We start from the raw sequence: 16,926 nt of genomic DNA on the forward strand, positions 1-16,926 counted from the left end.
ACGGAGGCTCCTCCGTTCCAGGGTACGCACCGCCCGGCCCCGCGTCCATCGCGCCGGCCCCGCGCCCGGCCCACCCCCTCCACGCAGCACCGAGGAGACACCATGACCACCATCACCCTGCCCCGTCCGACCACGGGCCGCGCCGCCGCGACCGCCACGGCGCCGACCACCCCTGCTTCCGTGTCCGTCTTCCGTGGGCTGGCCTACGACGCCTTCGACGCCCAGGCCGCCGCCGAGTTCTGGGCCGCCGCGCTGCGCGTCGAGGTGGCACCCGGTGCGAGCCCGCAGTTCGCCCAGCTCGTCGACGACCCCGCGAGCGGCATGCCGCGCCTCGTGTTCCGCCAGGCCACCGAGGGTCGCGTCCTGTCGACCCCGCTGCACCTGCAGCTGACGACCAACGACCTCGACCACGAGATGCGGCGGCTCCAGGGCCTCGGCGCCCGGCGCCTCGGCAGCCTCAGCGCCGAGGGCCGGCGCTGGGTCACGCTCGCCGACCCCGAGGGCAACGAGTTCGACCTCGTCGCCGCCTGACGTCCAGGCCGCACGACTGCGGGGCGGTGCCGGCACCCGGCGCCGCCCTGCGGCGTCCCGGGACGACGCTCAGCTCCCCACGCGCTCCCGGGCGCGGACGACCTGGTCGCGCCCGCCGGCCTTCGCGGCGTACATGGCGCGGTCGGCGGCGCGCAGGACGGAGTCGGGGGTGCCGTCGGGCGTCAGCTCCGCGACGCCGAGGCTCGCCGTCACGCCCACGTCCCCGCCCCGCACCGGGACCCGCGTGGCGGAGCACCGACGCCGCGCCTCCTCGGCCCGTGCTGCGGCGTCCGGCGCGGTGAGGCCGGGCAGCAGGAGGACGAACTCCTCGCCGCCGATCCGCGCGATCGTCTCGCCCGGCACGGCGGACGAGGTGAGCGCGAGCGCGACCTCGACGAGGACGCGGTCGCCCACGGCGTGGCCGTGCGTGTCGTTGACGGCCTTGAAGTGGTCGAGGTCGAGGAGGGCCAGGCTCATCGGGGTGCCGGAGGCGTGGGCCTCGGCGACGGCCGCCGCGAGCCGCTCCTCGAACGAGCGCCGGTTGCCCACCCCCGTCAGCGCGTCCTGCGAGGCCTGGCTCGCGAGCTCGGCGCGCAGGCGCTCGAGCTCCGTGACGTCGCGCAGCACGACCACCGCGCCGAGCGCACGACCGTGGTCGTCGTCCATGCAGGTGACCCGCATGTCGAGGACGGCGCCCGACGCCGTCGTGATCAGCCCGGGCTCGGCGCCCTCGAGCGCGTCGGCGAGCTCGGGTGCGACGAGGTCGCGCAGCTGCGCGCCGACGACGCGCTCCGTGCCGACGATGTCGTCCGGCCGGCGCAGGAGCGTGCGCGCGGCCGGGTTGACGTCGAGGAGGCGCCCCTGCGGGTCGAGCACGACGACGGCGTCGCTGAGCGCGCGGAGCACCTGCCGGGTCGAGATCGGGACCGCGCGGCTGAGCGGGCGGTAGCGCTCGAGCCACCAGAAGATCGCCCCGCTCGCGAGGAAGAACACCGGCGTGAGGTGCAGGTTCTGGGACGTCGTGGCGACGACGGTCGCCACGACGTTGCCGAGGACCGGGATCGTGGCCGCGACCGCGGAGATCGCGTGCACGTGCCGGTGCCCGGGCACCGCGTGGACCATCGTGCGCACCGCGAGGCCGAGCCCGACGACGAGCATCCCGTAGCTGTACGCCGTGTGGACCCAGTAGAGCGGGCCGACGGCGAGGTCGCGCGTCAGCCCGTCGACGTCGAGCCGCAGGAACGCCTCGTGCCAGGGGTTCGTCACGAGGGCGACCGCGAGCAGCGCCGGGTGCAGGCACAGCAGGACCGCCCCGCGCCGCGAGAGGCGCCGACCCGAGAGCACGACGAAGTACCAGAACGCCCCGTTGACGACGACGGCGACGCCCGGGAAGACCGCGTGGTGCAGGAGCAGGGTCACCCCCTCGGAGGACCGCGCGACCGTGAGCAGCGCGCGGGCCGCGGCCCACTCGGAGGCCCCGAGGAGCATGAGCGCGAGCGGCAGGGCGAGGGGGGACGTCCGGCGTCGGCGCAGCACCGAGACGCCCGTGACCGTCGCCACGACAGCAGCGGCCAGGGAGACGACGGCGACGATCGTGGGCACGGAGGACCTCCGCACCTCCCATCGACCGCGGGCGGGCGCTTGTGAGGGTCGCGGAGCCTCAGGACGGCTGCTCACCTGCGCGGACGTACCGCTGCGCGACGTCGCGCAGCGTGGCGTGCAGCTCGGGCGGGGCGACCACGGTGAACGGTGCGCCGACGAGGCCCAGGGCCGTGACGGCCCACAGCAGGTCGTCGACGTCGAGGCGGACGCGGCACCGGTCCTCGCCCTCGGGCTCGACGGAGAGCCACCACCGGACGCGGCCGCGGACGACCGCCGCCGGCGCGTCGACCACCGCCTCGACGCGGTGCCGCTGCGGCCCGCCGCTGAGCCGCGCCCGGACGAACGCCGCGGCGTCGTCCGGGAGCCGGCGGGGCGCGACGCGTGCGCCCGTGGCGCGGGGGGCGTCGAGGCGGTCGAGGCGGAACACGCGCCAGTCGACGCGGTCGAGGTCCCACGCCACGAGGTACCACCGCCGGTCGAGCACGACGACGCGCTGGGGCTCGACGTGGCGGGCGGAGCCGGCGCCGTCGGCGGCGACGTAGGTGAAGTCCAGGCGCACGCCGTCGCGGCACGCGACGGCGACCGTCGTCAGCGCCTCGGCGTCCACCGCCTCGTCGCCCCCGGCGGTGCCCGGCGCTCCCGGCGTGCCCCACGAGGCCTGGACCGTGGCCGTGCGCAGCGCCTCGGCGCGCCGGCGCAGGCGCGCGGGCATCACGGGCACGACCTTGGCGAGCGCCTGCACCGCGGCCTCCGCCAGGCCGGCGACCCCGGCGGTCGCCGCCGCGGAGAGCCCCACCGCGATCGCGACCGCCTCGTCGTCGTCGAGCACGAGCGGGGGGAGCGAGGCGCCCGGGGCCAGCGCGTACCCGCCGTCGACGCCGGGGTGCGCCTCGACCGGGTAACCCAGCGCCCGCAGCCGGTCGACGTCCCGGCGCAGCGTGCGCAACGACACCTCGAGCCGCCCGGCGAGGTCGGCGCCGCGCCAGTGACGGCGTGACTGCAGGAGCGACAGGAGGCGGAGCGTCCGCACGCTGGTGTCGGCCATGGGCCCAGTCTGCTGGCCATGCGGTCAGGAAGTGGCACCGATGGCTCCTAGCGTCGACCGGGAGGGCGAGAGACGCCCGACGACCGACCCAGGAGCACACCATGACCGTGAGCACGACGACCCACCTCAACTTCCGCGGCGACGCCCGGGCCGCGCTCGAGCACTACGCCGCCGTGTTCGGGGCCACCGTGACCGCGGTGACCTACCGCGACGCCGGGGCCGTGGGGGACGCGGCCGAGGCGGACCAGGTGATGTGGGGCCAGGCCGTCTCCGACGCCGGCTTCGCCGTCATGGCCTACGACGTGCCGGGGCGCCTCGAGCACGACCCGGGCCGCAACGCCGTGTTCGTCTCGGTGCGGGGTGACTCGGCCGAGGAGATCCGGGGCTACTGGGCCGGCCTCGCGGAGGGCGCGACCGTCGTCCAGCCCCTCGCGCCTGCGGGGTGGGCGCCGCTCTACGGCATGCTCACCGACCGCTTCGGCGTGACCTGGGTGCTCGACGTCGCGGTGCCCTACCCCGCGCCGTGACGCGTGGCGGGGGCCGCCGCGCGACAGGCGGCGGCCCCGGCCTCGGCTACCCGACCAGGAGGATCCTCGGCAGGGCGATCCCCGGCTCGTACGTCGCGTCGCCGCCGTAGAGGACGACGACGAGCGACGTGCGCGTCCGGTCGGGCAGGCGCACGGATGCCGTCCCGTCGGGGCCGAGCGGCGCGGTGACGGCCGGGCCGCCGACGACCCACACGGTGACGGACCCCGTCGGCGCGACGTCCGCCACACCGCCCACCTGGACCCGGACGACCTTGGGGTCGCCGCGTCCCACGGTCCAGTCGGTGCCCGCGGCGGTGACGTGCGGCTGGGCGCGGCGGATCACGTACGTGGCCGCCTCCGACGTCGAGGGCGCGACCTCGGCCGTGCCGCGGTAGACCGCGACGACCTCGTGCGTGCCCACCGGCAGGTCGTCGGGCAGCTCGACGCGTGCCCGGGCCCGCTCGGGGCCCCGGGCGACGAGCTCGCCGGACGCCACGACCTCGCCGTTCACCAGGACGTCGACCGTGCCCGTCGGTGCGGCGCCGTCGGCGCGCACCGTGACGACCGCCGTCGAGCCCCGGCCGAACGTCGTGCGCTCGGGCGCGAGCCTCAGCGTCGTCGTCGAGTCGACGGGCTCGGTGAGGTCGATGCCCGCGGCCGCCGCGAGGAGCGCGGCCGCCTCGCCCACGCGGCCCGACATGAGGGCGTGCTCGGCGTCCGCGGTGAGCACGACGGCGCCGTCGGCCGCGGTGCCCGCGACCATCGCGGCCTGCGCGACGTCGCGGACCACCGACAGGACGAGGTCCGCCTCGGCGGTCCACTCCCCGTCGAGAACGCCCGCGGCGGCCGTGAGCAGGCGCACGGCCTGCGCGACCGCCTCGGGCGAGGCGGCGAGCGCGTCGCCCTCCCACACGTCGGCGTCGAGCACGGCCTGGACGGCCGCGGCCGCCTCCGCGCCGCCCGACCCCTCGAGCGCCTCGACGGCGTCGACGAGGCGGGCGCGGACCGCGTCGGTCCGCAGGCCCCAGCCGTACGCGTACAGGGGCGCGTAGGACGCGTCGCCGACGTTCACCGGGACCGCGTCGGCCGACGCCGGCCACGAGATCGGCAGGCGACCCGTGAACGGCACCTGGCCGAACAGGACGTCCGCGACGCCGGCGCCCTCGCTTCCCGGCAGCCACGACGCGACGAGCGCGTCGATCGCGTCGAGCCGGTCGGTGACGAGCTGCGGCCGCCCGGCGACGACGAGCACGACGCACTCCATCGCGCCGCAGACCGCGTCGATCGCGGCCTGGTCCGCCGCCGGGAGCGAGAGGCTGCGGCCGTTGTTGCCGACGTCGCCGACGCCCTCCGCGTAGGGCGGCTCGCCGACGACGACGACGCCGACGTCCGCGCCCGTCATGGGCGCCGACGCGTCCTCGGAGTACGTGACCTCGGCGTCCGGCGCGACCTCGCGGATGCCCTCGAGGACCGTGGTGCCCTCCGTGATGTCGCCCGAGCCGCCCTGCCACGCGATGGTCCAGCCGCCGGCCTGGTGGCCCAGGTCGTCGGCGTTGGAGCCGGCGACGTACACGTGCGCGTCGGTCGCGAGCGGCAGCACGCCGTCGTCCTTGAGCAGCACCTGCGACGCGCCGACCGCGACGCGCGCGAGGGACCGGTGCTCCGCCGAGCCGACCTCGCCCGCGAGGGAGCGGTCGGCGAGCGGCTGCTCGAACAGGCCCAGGTGGACCTTCGCCGTGAGGATGCGGCGGACGGCGTCGTCGACGCGCTCCTGCGTGACCGCGCCGCTCTCGACGTTCTCGGTGAGCGACGCGACGAAGGTCGCGAAGTTGTACGGCGCCATCGCCATGTCGAGGCCCGAGCCGATGCTCCGCGCGACCTTCTCGGTGTAGGTGCCGCCCGGGAGCTTGTCGATGCCCTCCCAGTCGCTGATGAGGAAGCCCTCGAACCCGAGGTCGCCCTTGAGCACGTCGGTGTTGAGCTGCGCGTGCTCGTGCATCCGCAGCGGACCGGCGCCGAGGTCGACGGCCGAGTACGACGGCATGACCGAGCCGACACCCGCCTCGATCGCGGGCACGTACGGGTCGCCGTGCACGCGCAGCAGCTCCTCGAGCGAGCCGGCGTACGTGACGCCCTGGTCGATCGGGTAGCCCGAGCCCGCCTGGGCCGGCTCGTACCGCGTGCCGCCGTCGCCGAGCCAGTGCTTGGCGGTCGCGAGCACGTGGTCGGGCGCGGAGATGTCGGTCGGGTCGCTGCCCTGGAGGCCGAGGACCGCGTCGTCCGCGAACACCTCGACCAGGGCCGGGTCCTCGCCGAACGACTCGTAGCTGCGGCCCCACCGCTCGTCCCGCGTGACGCACAGGCACGGCGCGAACGTCCAGGGCACGCCCGTGGCACGGGTCTCCTGCGCGGTGACCTCGCCCAGCAGCCGCACGAGCTCGGGGCTCCGCGTGGCGCCCAGGCCCGTGTTGTGCGGCACGATCGTCGCCCCGACCACGTTGTTGTGGCCGTGCACGGCGTCGACGCCGTAGATCAGCGGGATCTGCAGCCGGGTCGAGAGCGCCTGCCGCTGGAAGCCGTCGATCATGTCGGCCCAGCCCGCCGCCGTGTTGTCCCGCGGCACGGAGCCGCCGCCGGACAGCACGGAGCCCAGGCCGAGCTCGGCGATCTGCCCGGGCGACTGGAGGCCGAGCCGCTCGGCCTGGGTCATCTGCCCGACCTTCTCGGCGAGCGTCATCCGACCCAGCAGGTCCTCGACCCGCTCGGCGACCGGCAGCGAGGCGTCGAGGTACGGCGCGCCGACCGCGTTGAGCACGACGCGCGCGGACGACGCCTCGGCGCCGTCGGCCTCGAGCGTGAGCGTGAAGGAGCGCGCGTCGTCCTGCGCGGCCGTCGCGGCCGTGGCGACCTCGACGACCTGCTCGGTGCCCGACGCCGTCCCGGCGTCGAACGTGAGCGTGCCGCTCGTGGGCGTGTAGTGGGTGCCCGCCTCGGCGGTGCCCGGCGCATCCGCGTAGGTCACCGTCACGGCCTGCGCGAGCGGGGCGCCGTCCGTCGTGGTGACGCGCACGGCGACCTGCGCCGTCTCGCCCGGGTCGACGAGCACGACGTCCTGGGCGGGTGCGACGGTGACGGTCGGTGCCGGCACCGCGGAGCCGTAGAGCGCGACGTCGTCGACGGCGTACCGGACGGGCTCGGCCGTGCCCGGGACCATGGTCAGCGCGTATCCCCACGCGGTGGTGAGGTCGAGCGTGCCGTTCTGCGTCGCGGCGTCGCCCGGCTGGAAGCCGCCGAGCGTGAAGTCGCTGAACGGGATCTCGACGACGCGCCACCGGCTGCCCTCGGGCGACCACGTGTCCTTGAAGGTCGCGGCCCACAGCTCGGAGTGCTCGCCGTCGGGGCCGCCGTCCTTGAGCTCGACCTTGATGTCGGCGCCCGCGGTCGGCGACGCGGGGCGCGTGTCCTGCGAGGCGTACCAGAGGAAGCGGATGCCGCGGTAGGAGCTCCAGTCCTGCGGCGCCGCGAGGTTGTGGCTGAAGCCGCCCCAGCCGCCGCCCGGGATGAGGTACTCGCCCGCGAGCACGTGGTTGCCGGCGGGTGCGCCCTCACGGTCCTGCTCCTCGACGCCCACGGACACCTGCGCGCCGTCCGAGCCCCACGTGAAGATGCCGACGGTCGAGCCGGGCTCGGCGAGGGGGACGTCGCCCTCGACGTCCAGGATCATCGTGGTCCGGTCGTAGAGCGCGATGTCGTCGACCTGCCAGCCGCCCGCGCCGAGGTCCGTGAGCGTGACCGCGAAGCCGGTCGAGGCGCTCGGGTCGAACCGCGCGTCGGACGCCGGGTCGCCCTTGAGGCGGAGCTGCGCGAACGCGACGTTGACGCGCCGCCAGCCGGCCACGTCGTCGACCACCGAGCGTTCGAAGAGCTGCCCGCCGCTCTTGACCTCGTAGCGCAGGGTGCCCCCGGCACCCGTGCCGAGGAACCAGAACGTGAACCCGTCGTGGTCGGACCAGTCGGCGGGCGTGGCCAGGTCGTGCGAGAAGCCGAACCAGTCGCCCGCCGTGGTGGGCCCGGTCACCGAGGCCTGGAGCACGTGGTTGCCCGCGGGGGCGCCGTCGCGGTCCGCCGCGACGGTCGAGAGCGCCGGGGTCACCTCGGCGCGGGCGCCCCACGGGAAGTAGCCGGCGGGCACGCCCGCCTCGAAGTCCTCGAGCACGTGCACCGCGCCGACGTCCGGCAGCTCGCCGTGCGGCGTGAGCGTGACCGTCGTGGTGGTGCGGCCGCCGAGCACGAGGCCGCCCGCGGGGTCGCTCAGCGTGAGCTCGACCGTGCTCACGGGCGCGAGGGGCCCGCGGTCGACGGTCGCGACGGCGACCGCAGCCGTCGTCGTGCCGGCCGGGACGGTGACGACCTCGTCGACCACGGTGTAGTCGGTGCCCGGGACGGCGGTGCCGCCGGTCGACGCGACCCGCACGGTGACGTCGCCGGCCGCGGGTGCGTTGAGCACGATCGGCACGGTCGCGGTGTCGCCCGCGGGGACCTGCGTCGTCGCGCGCGCGAAGGCGACGGCGACGTCGTCGGGGACGCCGAGCACCTCGAGGGAGAACAGCGAGTACCCGTACCAGTGGGGGCGCGCGGGGTCCCAGTCGAACGCGACGCGCTCGAGCATGAGCACGCGGACGTAGCGGCCCTCGACGGGCGCGCCGAACGTCAGGGCGTCGGTGCCGCCGTCGCTCGCGGGCTCGGTCGCCACGGTCGTCCAGGACGCCTCGTCCTCGGGCGCCGCGGCCGCGACCTGCACCTCGTACGACGCGGCGTACGCCGCCTCCCACGCGAGCGTCACGCCGTCGAGCGTCGCCGACGTGCCGAGGTCGACCTGGAGCCACGCGGTGAACTCGACGTCCTCGTCGGGCCCGTTGCCGCTGGCCCAGCGCGTGCCCGGGTCGCCGTCGATCGCGTTGGAGGCCGGGAAGCTGCCGTCGCCGTCGTCCTGGGACGCGGAGGCCGTGGCGACGCCCGTGAGGGCCAGGTCCGTCGCGGCGGCCGCGGGGCCGGCGGTGGCCACGAGCGCGCCGGGAAGGAGCATCGCGAGGAGCCCGACGGTGGCCGCGAGCCGTCGTCGGCGTGGTCCCGAGGTCGGTGCGTCGGGGTGGGGCCTGTCCTGGCCGAGGCTGCGACGTCCGGGCACCGTTCACTCCTTCGTGAGACGAGACCCGACCACAAGACCACAACGCGGTGCGAAGCGGGCAGAGGGCGAAAGGTCACGAAAAGGTCACGACGGCGTGTCGGCCGGGCGTGGCGACCCGGTTCAGACGCGGAGGCGGCCCGAGTGCAGCTCGACGACGCGGTCCGCGCGCTCGGCCATGAGCGGGTCGTGCGTCGTCACGAGGGCCGCGACGCCGCGCGTGTGCACGAGGTCCGCGAGCAGGTCCATGACGACCACGGCGTTCTGGCTGTCGAGCTGGCCGGTGGGCTCGTCGGCGAGCAGCACGCGCGGCTCGGCCACGAGCGCGCGCGCGATGCCGACGCGCTGCTGCTGCCCGCCCGAGAGCTCGGCGGGGCGCTGGCGCGCGTGCCGGGCCAGCCCGACGGCGTCGAGGGCGGCGGCGACGCGCTCGTCCCGCTCGGCGGGGTCGACCTCGAGCAGGCGCAGGGGGACCTCGACGTTCTCGGCGGCCGAGAGCGACGGGATCAGCCCGAACGACTGGAAGACGTAGCCGAGGTGCCGCCGGCGCAGGGCGAGGACCTCGTCCTGCGTCATCGCCGTGAGCTCGCGGTCGCCCACGTGGACGCGGCCCGACGTCGGCCGCTCGAGCCCGCCGAGCAGGTGGAGGAGCGTCGTCTTGCCCGAGCCGGACCGGCCCCGCACGACGACGAGCTCACCCGCGTCCACCTGCACGTCGACGTCGGCGACCGCCCGGACCGCCGCGGCGCCCGTGCCGTACGTGCGCGAGAGGCCCTCGCCCCGCAGCGCGGCGCTCACCGGGCGTCCCCCGACGTGCCGCTCGTGCCGGACGCGTCGTGCGCCCCCGGCGCCGCCGGCGGGGAGGCGTCCGGCCAGACGCTCACGTGGTCCGGCTCGAGCCCGAGCCGCACGCGGTCGCGCAGGTCGAGGGACTCGACGAACTCGCGGGGGAGCTGCAGGCGCCCGACCTTGTCGAGCACGGCGAACTCCTCGGCCACGAGCTGCTCGCGCCCGTGCTCGTCGACCGTGGACCGGCGCAGCACCTCGGTCGACGTGCGCCCGTCGCGGATCTGCACGGTCCGGCGCACGTGCTCGGCGACCGACGGGTCGTGCGTCACGATGAGCGTCGTCGTCCCGAGCTCGCGGTTGACGTGCCGGATCGCCTCGAGGACCTGCGCGGACGTGGCCTCGTCCAGCTCGCCCGTCGGCTCGTCGGCGAGCAGGACGCGCGGCCGGTTCGCCACCGCGGCCGCGATCGCGACCCGCTGCTGCTGCCCGCCCGACAGCTCGCGGGGCAGCCGGTCGCGGCAGTCCGCGACGTCCATGAGCTCGAGCAGCTCGGCCACGCGCGCCTCGCGGTCGCGCTCGCGCCGCACGGTGCGCGCGACGACCAGCGGCAGCGCGACGTTCTCGGCCGCGGTGAGGTACGGCAGGAGGTTGCGCCCGGTCTGCTGCCAGACGAAGCCGACGACGTCGCGCTGGTAGTGCTTGCGCCGGGCCGCGGTCATGGTCAGCAGGTTCGTGCCCGCGACGACGGCCGAGCCCGCCGTCGGGCGGTCGAGGCCCGAGAGGATGGTGAGCAGCGTCGACTTGCCCGACCCCGAGGCCCCCACGACGGCGACGAGGTCGCCCGCGTCGACGCGGAGGTTGAGCCCCTGGAGCGCCTGGACCTCGACACCCTCGGTCGAGAAGACGCGCACGAGGTCCTCGCACCAGATCTCCGGGCCCTGGTCGCCCGGCGCGGCGTCGCGGGGCCGGGTCCCCGTGCGGGGCGCGGCGGCGGGTGCGGTCATGGGCGTTCTCCTTCTCGCAGGACGACGGCGGCGCGCCGGCTCCGGGACCGGGGGGACACGCGGGACACGGCGCCGCTGAGGGCGACGGCCACGACGACGGTGGCGAGCGCGCCCGCACCGGTGACGGCGAGCACCGTGGGGTCGACCACCACGGGTGGCTGGACCGCGCCCGCCGTGAAGGGGCGCAGGTCCGCGGTCGCGAGCAGGAGCCACGGCAGGGCGACGCCCACCGCGGCGCCGACGACGGTGCTCACCGCGACGAGCGGCCACACCTCCCAGGCCACGAGGCGCCCGGCGGTGCCGCGCGGCGCGCCGACGGTCGAGAGCAGCGCGACGAGCCGGCCGCGCTCGGGCGCGCGCACCGCGAGCGCGAGCACGACGACGACGACGCTGAGCAGGCCGCTCAGGGCGGCGGCCGCGAGCAGCCCGACGGTGACGCCCCGCACGAGCGTCCGGTCGCCCAGCGCTGCCTGGACGGATGCGGCGGTCGTGACCCTCGGCTCGGCGTCCGCGAGCGCGGCGCCCAGCGCGGCCGCGGCGGCCTCCGGGTCGGCGCCCGGGGCGAGGTCGACGAGCAGGCGCCCGGGCGCGGGGGCGTCGCCCGTCGCGGCGGCCCACCCCGCACGGTCCACCACGACCCACTGCGACCCGCTGGTCACTCCCGGCACCGCCGGGACCACGGCCCCGGGCGCGAGCGGGACGCGCAGCCCGCCGACCCCGAGCTCGGCCGTCGCGGGCACGGGCGCCGGTCCGCCGTCCGTGCCCCCGCCGGCGAGCACCGCGGGGACCGCCCCGTCGCCGGTCGCGGCGTCGAGGCGCACGGACACGGCGCCGGGGAGGGGCTCCTGCACGGCCGCGAGCGCGTCGCCGGCCACGAGGAGCACGGTGACGTCCACGCTCGACGCGCCCTGCGTGAGCGACGCGCGGCCCGCGGACGCCACCTCCGCGACGCGGGCGACCCCCGGCACGGCCGCGGCCGCGGCGACGTCCTCGGGGGTGAAGGTCGCGCCGTCGGCGCCGACGTCGACCCGCACGTCCGCGCCGACGTCGCCGGCCGCCGTCGCCGCGATGCCCGCGCGGACGGTCGACCACGTCACGCCCGAGAACACGCTGATGGCCACGCCGAGCACGAGGGCGACGACGGCCGCGAGCCCCGCGCCCGAGCGCGTCGCCTCGGCCGCGCCGAGGAAGTGCGGGAGGCCGCGCCGGCGGTGCAGCGCGCGGCTGAGCCCGCGCAGCGGGAGGGGCAGCGCGCGCACCGCCACGAGACCGCCGACGACGGCCAGGAGCACGGGAGCGGCGAGCAGCAGGGGGTCGGTGCCCTCGCCCGTGCCCCCGCCCCCGCCGCCCGAGAGACCGCGCTGGCGCACCGCGACCACGGCGAGGACGGCGACGGCGACGACGACGGCCTCCGCGCCGAACCGCAGGCGCCGTCGTCCCGCGGGCGTGAGCTCGCGCGGTCCCCGGCGCGCGCCGCCCGCGTCGTCCCCGCTGCCGCCGGCGTCGACGCGCCGCGCCGGACCGTGCCGCATGCCCGCGCCCGCCGAGAGCGCCAGGAGCGCCGCCGGCGCGAGGCCGACGGCGGCGGGCAGCACCCACGCCGAGGCGCCCACCTGGCGCGGCAGCGCCAGCGCGGCGGCCGCCGCGCCCAGGGCCGCCGCGGGCAGCCCCGTCACGAGCCCCTGGACCGCCATCGCGAGCCGGATCCCCGTGCCCGAGCCGCCGCGCGCCGCAGCGAGCCCGAGCGCACCGCGCCGGCGCGCGGCCGCGAGCACTGCCGCGAGCCACAGCACGCCCGCGGCGACCCCGACCGGCCCGAGGGCGAGCATGTCGAGCAGCGTCGCGAACGTGGTGTGCCGCGCGGCGACCTCGTCGAGCCGCTCGTCGAGCTCGCTGGTCATGCCGCGCGCGTCGAGGAAGGCGCGCAGCTCGCGGACGAGCGTCTCGCGCTCCGCCGCCGCGACGGCGGCCGGCTCGACCGCGATCCACCGGTCCGCGTCGAGGCCGTTGACGAGCGCGAGCGCGCCGACGGCGCTCGGGTCGGCGTACGCCGTCCCGTGGATCGTGATGCCGACGTCGCCGTCCTCGAGCACCGTCGGCGCGAGCGTCCCGGGCGCGTGGGCCCACGCGCCGTCGTCCGGGTCGACGGCCTCGAAGACCCCGGCGAGGCGCATGCGGAACGGGATGACGCCGAGCATCCGGCGCACCTCGCCGACCTCCCAGCGCATCCGCTCGGCGGTGTCGGCCGAGACCATGACGTCCATCGGCGTCTCGGCGAGCACCGCGTCGAGGCGACCGCCGACGCCGACCACGGCCGCCGCGTCGAAGGGCGCGGGCGCGGCGCCGCCGACGAGCCGGACGCGCTCGCCGACCGCGGCGTCCGCGCGCACGGTGAGCGTCATGTCGTGCACGTCGCCGCCGCGCGGGCCGCGCTCGACCGCGTCGCGGGCGCGCGTGAGCGAGGCGCCGGCCTCGCCCAGCACCGACCGCAGGGTCGGCCCGGCCGTCGTCGTGCCCTCGAGCTCGCGGACCCACGCGTCGAGCACGGCGGTCCCGTCCACGGCCGCGGCGCTGCCGTCGGCCGCGCCCACCGTCTCCTCCGGCGCGTCGTGCGGGAACCACTGGTCGCTCGTGGACAGGTCGCGACGGTCGGCAGGCAGGTCCGCGACGCCGTCGCGCGTGTCCTCCCCGAGCAGGCCGTCGACGGCGCGCGGCCACAGCGACAGGACGAACGCGACCACCAGCACGGTCGCCGCGACGAGCACGGCCGTGCCCGGCTCGGCGGCGAGCTGGCGGCGCACGAGGGCGGGGGCGCCGTAGCCGGACCGGCGCGTCACCGCTCGTCCTCCACGCGCGTGGCCCGGTGCGCCTGGCGCGCGACGTGCGCCCCGTAGCCGGCGACGACGGCGGCGAGCAGGGCAGCGGTCACGGCGACGACCCCCGCGACGGCGACGAGGTCGGGGGCGAGGTGGGTCGGCAGCGCACGGGGCCCGGGCGCCGTCGCGCGGACGAGCGGGGGCACGCACCACCACGCGACCAGCAGCCCGCCGCCGACGCCGACGAGCAGCGACGCGGACGTCACGACCGCGAGCTCGGCGCGCCGCGCGGTCGCCTGCCGCGCCGGGGCGACGCCGAGCGCGCGCAGGACCGCCGCCTCGCGGGCTCGGGTGAGCGCGAGCGCGAGCGCGGTCGACGCGACGCCCGGGACCATGACGAGCAGGGCGCACGCCGCGGCGAGCGCCGCCGCGACGACCGCGGGTGCGGTGAGCCGGTCGGGCGTCGGGGTCGCGGTCGTCGCGGCGGTGACGCCGACGGCCCCCGCGTCCCCGCTGGCGGTCTCGCGGCGCGGCTCGGCCAGCGCGGCCGCGGCCACGCCCTGCGGGTCGGCGGTCGTGACCCGGACGGCGTCGGCGACGGGCAGCTCGGCACGCGTGCGGAGCAGCAGGCGGTCCAGCGCGCGCAGGTCGGCGAGCATCGCCAGCGGCGGCGCGTCGTCGTCGGCCGCGGTGCCCGGCACGCGCTGCTCGGCCGCGGCGGCGCTGCCCGGCACGACGGCGGTCGCGCCGACGAGCACGACCTCGGTCTCCCGGCCCGCGACGGTCATCCGCGTCGCGGCGCCCACCGCGGTGTCCCGCTCCGCGAGCCAGTCGCTCGTCACGACCACGGCGAGGGGCGGGGTCGCCTCGCCGGGCAGGAAGCGCAGGGGTGTGCCCACGAGCGCCGCGGCCTCCGCGGGGGCCAGCGCGAGCGCACCGTCGGCGAGGGCGGGCTCGCTCGCCTCGCGGCCTCGGAAGACGACGGCGGTCCAGCCGTCCCCGGGTGCGAGGAGGTCGGTCGCGTCCCCGGACGGGGCGACGGCGTCGAGGCCCGCCACGGCGACCGTGAGCGGCGGGCCCGGCGTCGGGGCCTCGGCCGCCGCGTCGGCCCCGGGCAGCGGCGCGGCGGCCGGGGGCTCGGGAGTCGTCGGCAGCGCCCGGTAGCTCACGTCGACGGCGGCGACGGACCAGCCGCCGAGCCCGCCGGCAGGCACGTCGACGCTCCACGTGAAGCGCGCGGAGGGCGCTCCGCCGGACGGCTCGCCGACGGCCTCCCCGGCGTCGAGCGCGACGAGGTCGCCCGCGTCGTCCACGAGCCACACGCGCGCGCCGAGCGCGGTCGGTGCGAGCGTCCCGGCGCTCGCGTCCACCGCGAGGTCGAGGCGTCCGGCGTCGTCCGGCAGGGCGAGCGCGGGCGGGCCGTCGACCGCCCGCAGCGCGGCGGAGGCCTCGTCGGGTCCTCCCGGCGCGACGGCGACCACCTCGCCGGCCGCCCCGGACGTCGCCGCGCCGACCACCCGCACCGGGGTCGCGGCCGCCACCCCGGGCAGCTCGCGCGCCGCCGCGGCGGCGGGGACCCCGGGCGACGGCGGCCCGGCGAGGTCGAGGACGACGTCGGCGCCGACGGCGGTGTGCCGGACGTCCGCGGCCCAGCGGCCGAGCGTCCCCGTGTAGGCGGCGACGACCGTCCCGGCCCCCGCGGCGAGCACGACGAGCACGACGGTGACGCCGTGCACGGGCGTGTGCCGCGTGAGCTCGCGCAGCGTGAGGACCGGCAGGAGGTCCCGCCGGCGCTGCGCCCGTGCCGCGCCGACCGACGTCGCCGGTGCGAGCGCCACGACGGCGGCGAGCGCCACGACGAGCAGCCCGAGCGCGACGGCCGCGGCGGCGAGCGGGTCGACGTGGACCTGCCCGTCGACGCCCGTGAACACGGGTGAGCCGTAGCGGTCGAGCTGCCAGCCCGCGAGCAGCGCGCCGACGGCGGCGAGCGCGAGCCCGCCCGCGCGTGCCGAGCGTCGTGCCCGCCCCGCGGCGTCGGACCGCCCGCGCCGCACGACCTCGACGGCGTGCGCCCGCGCCTGGCCGGCGAGGACCAGGGTCGCCGTCAGCGCCGCGACGAGCCCCACGAGCGCGAGCTCGGCGACGGGCACGCCGCCGCGCGAGGACAGGGCGGCCGCGGCCGCGGCCGTCCCGGCCACCGCGCCGGCCGAGGCGACGGCGACCGCCTCGACCAGGGAGGCGGCGGTGACCTGCGCGACGGAGGTGCCGCGCGAGCGCAGGAGGACCGTCTCGGCGAGCCGCAGGTCGGCGAGCAGCCGCGCGACCTGGCTGAAGGCGATGAGCCCGGTGACGACCACGAGCAGCGCGGCCGCCGTCGTGACGCCGCGGACCCCGCCGAGGCGGACGGGCAGGCCCGCCAGGGTCGCGTCGAGGTCGCCGTCCACGCGTACGCCGTCCACGTCGACGCCTTCGTCGTCCTCGAACGCCTCGGCCGTCGCGGCGAGGTCGGCGCGCAGGCCCGGCAGGTCGCGGGGGAGCACCGTCGTCGGGTCGGGTGCGACGTGCCGCCGCTCGACCAGCGGCGCGCCGAGCGTCTCCAGGACGGTGCGGGGGACGAGGAGGCCGGGCGGGTCGTCGTCGTCGAGCGGCCCCGCGACGAGCGGGTCGCCGGCCCACCGCACGTCGGGCGCGCCGGCCCGCCACGTGCCGGTGACCCGCGCGACCACGGTCCTGGCCGGCGCGTCGCCCACCGTGACGCCCAGGGTGTCGCCCGGCCCGACGCCGAGCCGCGCTGCCGCGTCGACGTCGAGCGCGGCCGGGACCGGGTCGGCGGCCGTGCCGGCCGCGGCGGCGTCGTCGGGCCAGGCGCCGTCGGCGAGCGTCGCCGCGCCGGGCAGGTCCTCGTCCGCCCAGAGCACGACGTCCCCGAGGTCGCCGGACGCGCCCGCGGTGACGGCCAGGGGGTCCGTGGCCAGGGAGGTGTGCACGACGACGGGCCGCCCACCCAGGTGGCTCTCGACGAGGGCGTCGGCCGCGACCGTCTGCTCCTCCGGCTCGTCCGCGAGCCGCACGCCGAGGCGGAGCGCGGAACCCTCGGGCGGCGCCGCCGCGAGCGTGGCGACCACGCTGTCCCGCTCCGCGACCGAGACGTACCCGGTGATGCCCGCCACGGCCGCCGTCGTGAGCATGACCTGGAGCACCACGAGCGCGAGCAGCGCGAGGTGCGCGCGGGCACGCCGCCGCATCAGGCGGACCGCGGTCATGGACCTCCTCGGGTGGGCCGCGGAGGCTGGCGCGCGCCGGGTGGGGCGTGGCGGGCACGTCCTCGCGGTGAGCGCGATCTTCGCACGCCGGGCGCCGCCGTCCGCGCGTCCGGGAGCGGGCTGTCGCCGAAACCGCTGGACGGGGCGGGATCGGGCACCGAGGG

9 protein-coding genes are annotated in these 16,926 nt (G+C 77.9%); 2 read left to right on the forward strand and 7 right to left on the reverse strand.

Translation table 11 applies throughout. The features are described from left to right. Positions 1–102: 102 nt before the first annotated feature. Positions 103–531: a VOC family protein gene (locus JIG38_RS06465; protein ID WP_199422939.1), complete on the forward strand. Its 429-nt coding sequence runs from the start codon at positions 103–105 to the stop codon at positions 529–531. Between the two features lie 69 nt (positions 532–600). Here the strand turns inward: JIG38_RS06465 and JIG38_RS06470 are convergent, their stop codons facing one another. Further along, positions 601–2,133 carry a histidine kinase N-terminal 7TM domain-containing diguanylate cyclase gene (locus JIG38_RS06470; protein WP_199422940.1) on the reverse strand — a complete coding sequence of 511 codons (1,533 nt, stop codon included), beginning with the start codon at positions 2,131–2,133 and terminating at the stop codon, positions 601–603. A 58-nt stretch (positions 2,134–2,191) separates the two neighbouring features. Further along, a complete protein-coding gene (locus JIG38_RS06475) occupies positions 2,192–3,178 on the reverse strand; it encodes a helix-turn-helix transcriptional regulator (RefSeq protein ID WP_199422941.1) in 987 nt (328 codons plus the stop codon). Between the two features lie 101 nt (positions 3,179–3,279). On the opposite strand from JIG38_RS06475, the gene JIG38_RS06480 reads away from it, so the two are divergent. Beyond that, entirely contained in the window at positions 3,280–3,705 is a 426-nt protein-coding gene (locus JIG38_RS06480) for a VOC family protein (RefSeq protein ID WP_199422942.1), read from the forward strand. A 46-nt stretch (positions 3,706–3,751) separates the two neighbouring features. Here JIG38_RS06480 and JIG38_RS06485 read toward each other — a convergent pair whose 3' ends face one another. The 5 genes from JIG38_RS06485 to JIG38_RS06505 all read right to left on the reverse strand — a co-directional run bounded on the left by JIG38_RS06485 (position 3,752) and on the right by JIG38_RS06505 (position 16,762). After that, positions 3,752–8,893: a glycoside hydrolase family 3 N-terminal domain-containing protein gene (locus JIG38_RS06485; RefSeq protein ID WP_199422943.1), complete on the reverse strand. Its 5,142-nt coding sequence runs from the start codon at positions 8,891–8,893 to the stop codon at positions 3,752–3,754. Between the two features lie 120 nt (positions 8,894–9,013). Further along, a complete protein-coding gene (locus JIG38_RS06490) occupies positions 9,014–9,688 on the reverse strand; it encodes an ABC transporter ATP-binding protein (protein WP_199422944.1) in 675 nt (224 codons plus the stop codon). Then, a complete protein-coding gene (locus JIG38_RS06495; RefSeq protein ID WP_199422945.1) occupies positions 9,685–10,683 on the reverse strand; it encodes an ABC transporter ATP-binding protein in 999 nt (332 codons plus the stop codon). Before JIG38_RS06495 ends, JIG38_RS06490 begins: the two co-directional genes overlap by 4 nt. Beyond that, the gene (locus tag JIG38_RS06500) at positions 10,680–13,520 is read right to left on the reverse strand and encodes an FtsX-like permease family protein (RefSeq protein ID WP_199422946.1); all 2,841 of its coding nucleotides are present in this window, start codon (positions 13,518–13,520) and stop codon (positions 10,680–10,682) included. The genes JIG38_RS06495 and JIG38_RS06500 overlap by 4 nt, the downstream gene beginning before the upstream one ends. Then, complete coding sequence (locus JIG38_RS06505; protein WP_199422947.1) at positions 13,517–16,762, reverse strand: hypothetical protein; 3,246 nt, start codon at positions 16,760–16,762, stop codon at positions 13,517–13,519. The genes JIG38_RS06500 and JIG38_RS06505 overlap by 4 nt, the downstream gene beginning before the upstream one ends. Between the last annotated feature and the right edge of the window lie 164 nt (positions 16,763–16,926).

Origin of the sequence: Actinotalea solisilvae (assembly GCF_016464425.1) — a bacterium.
Taxonomy (GTDB): domain Bacteria; phylum Actinomycetota; class Actinomycetes; order Actinomycetales; family Cellulomonadaceae; genus Actinotalea; species Actinotalea solisilvae.

What these genes read in the sequence shown, in the direction of transcription:
- JIG38_RS06480 (WP_199422942.1), top strand. Translation starts at nt 3,280, where the DNA reads ATGACCGTGAGCACGACGACCCACCTCAACTTCCGCGGCGACGCCCGG.
- JIG38_RS06475 (WP_199422941.1), bottom strand. Translation starts at nt 3,178, where the DNA reads ATGGCCGACACCAGCGTGCGGACGCTCCGCCTCCTGTCGCTCCTGCAG.
- JIG38_RS06465 (WP_199422939.1), top strand. Translation starts at nt 103, where the DNA reads ATGACCACCATCACCCTGCCCCGTCCGACCACGGGCCGCGCCGCCGCG.
- JIG38_RS06505 (WP_199422947.1), bottom strand. Translation starts at nt 16,762, where the DNA reads ATGACCGCGGTCCGCCTGATGCGGCGGCGTGCCCGCGCGCACCTCGCG.
- JIG38_RS06495 (WP_199422945.1), bottom strand. Translation starts at nt 10,683, where the DNA reads ATGACCGCACCCGCCGCCGCGCCCCGCACGGGGACCCGGCCCCGCGAC.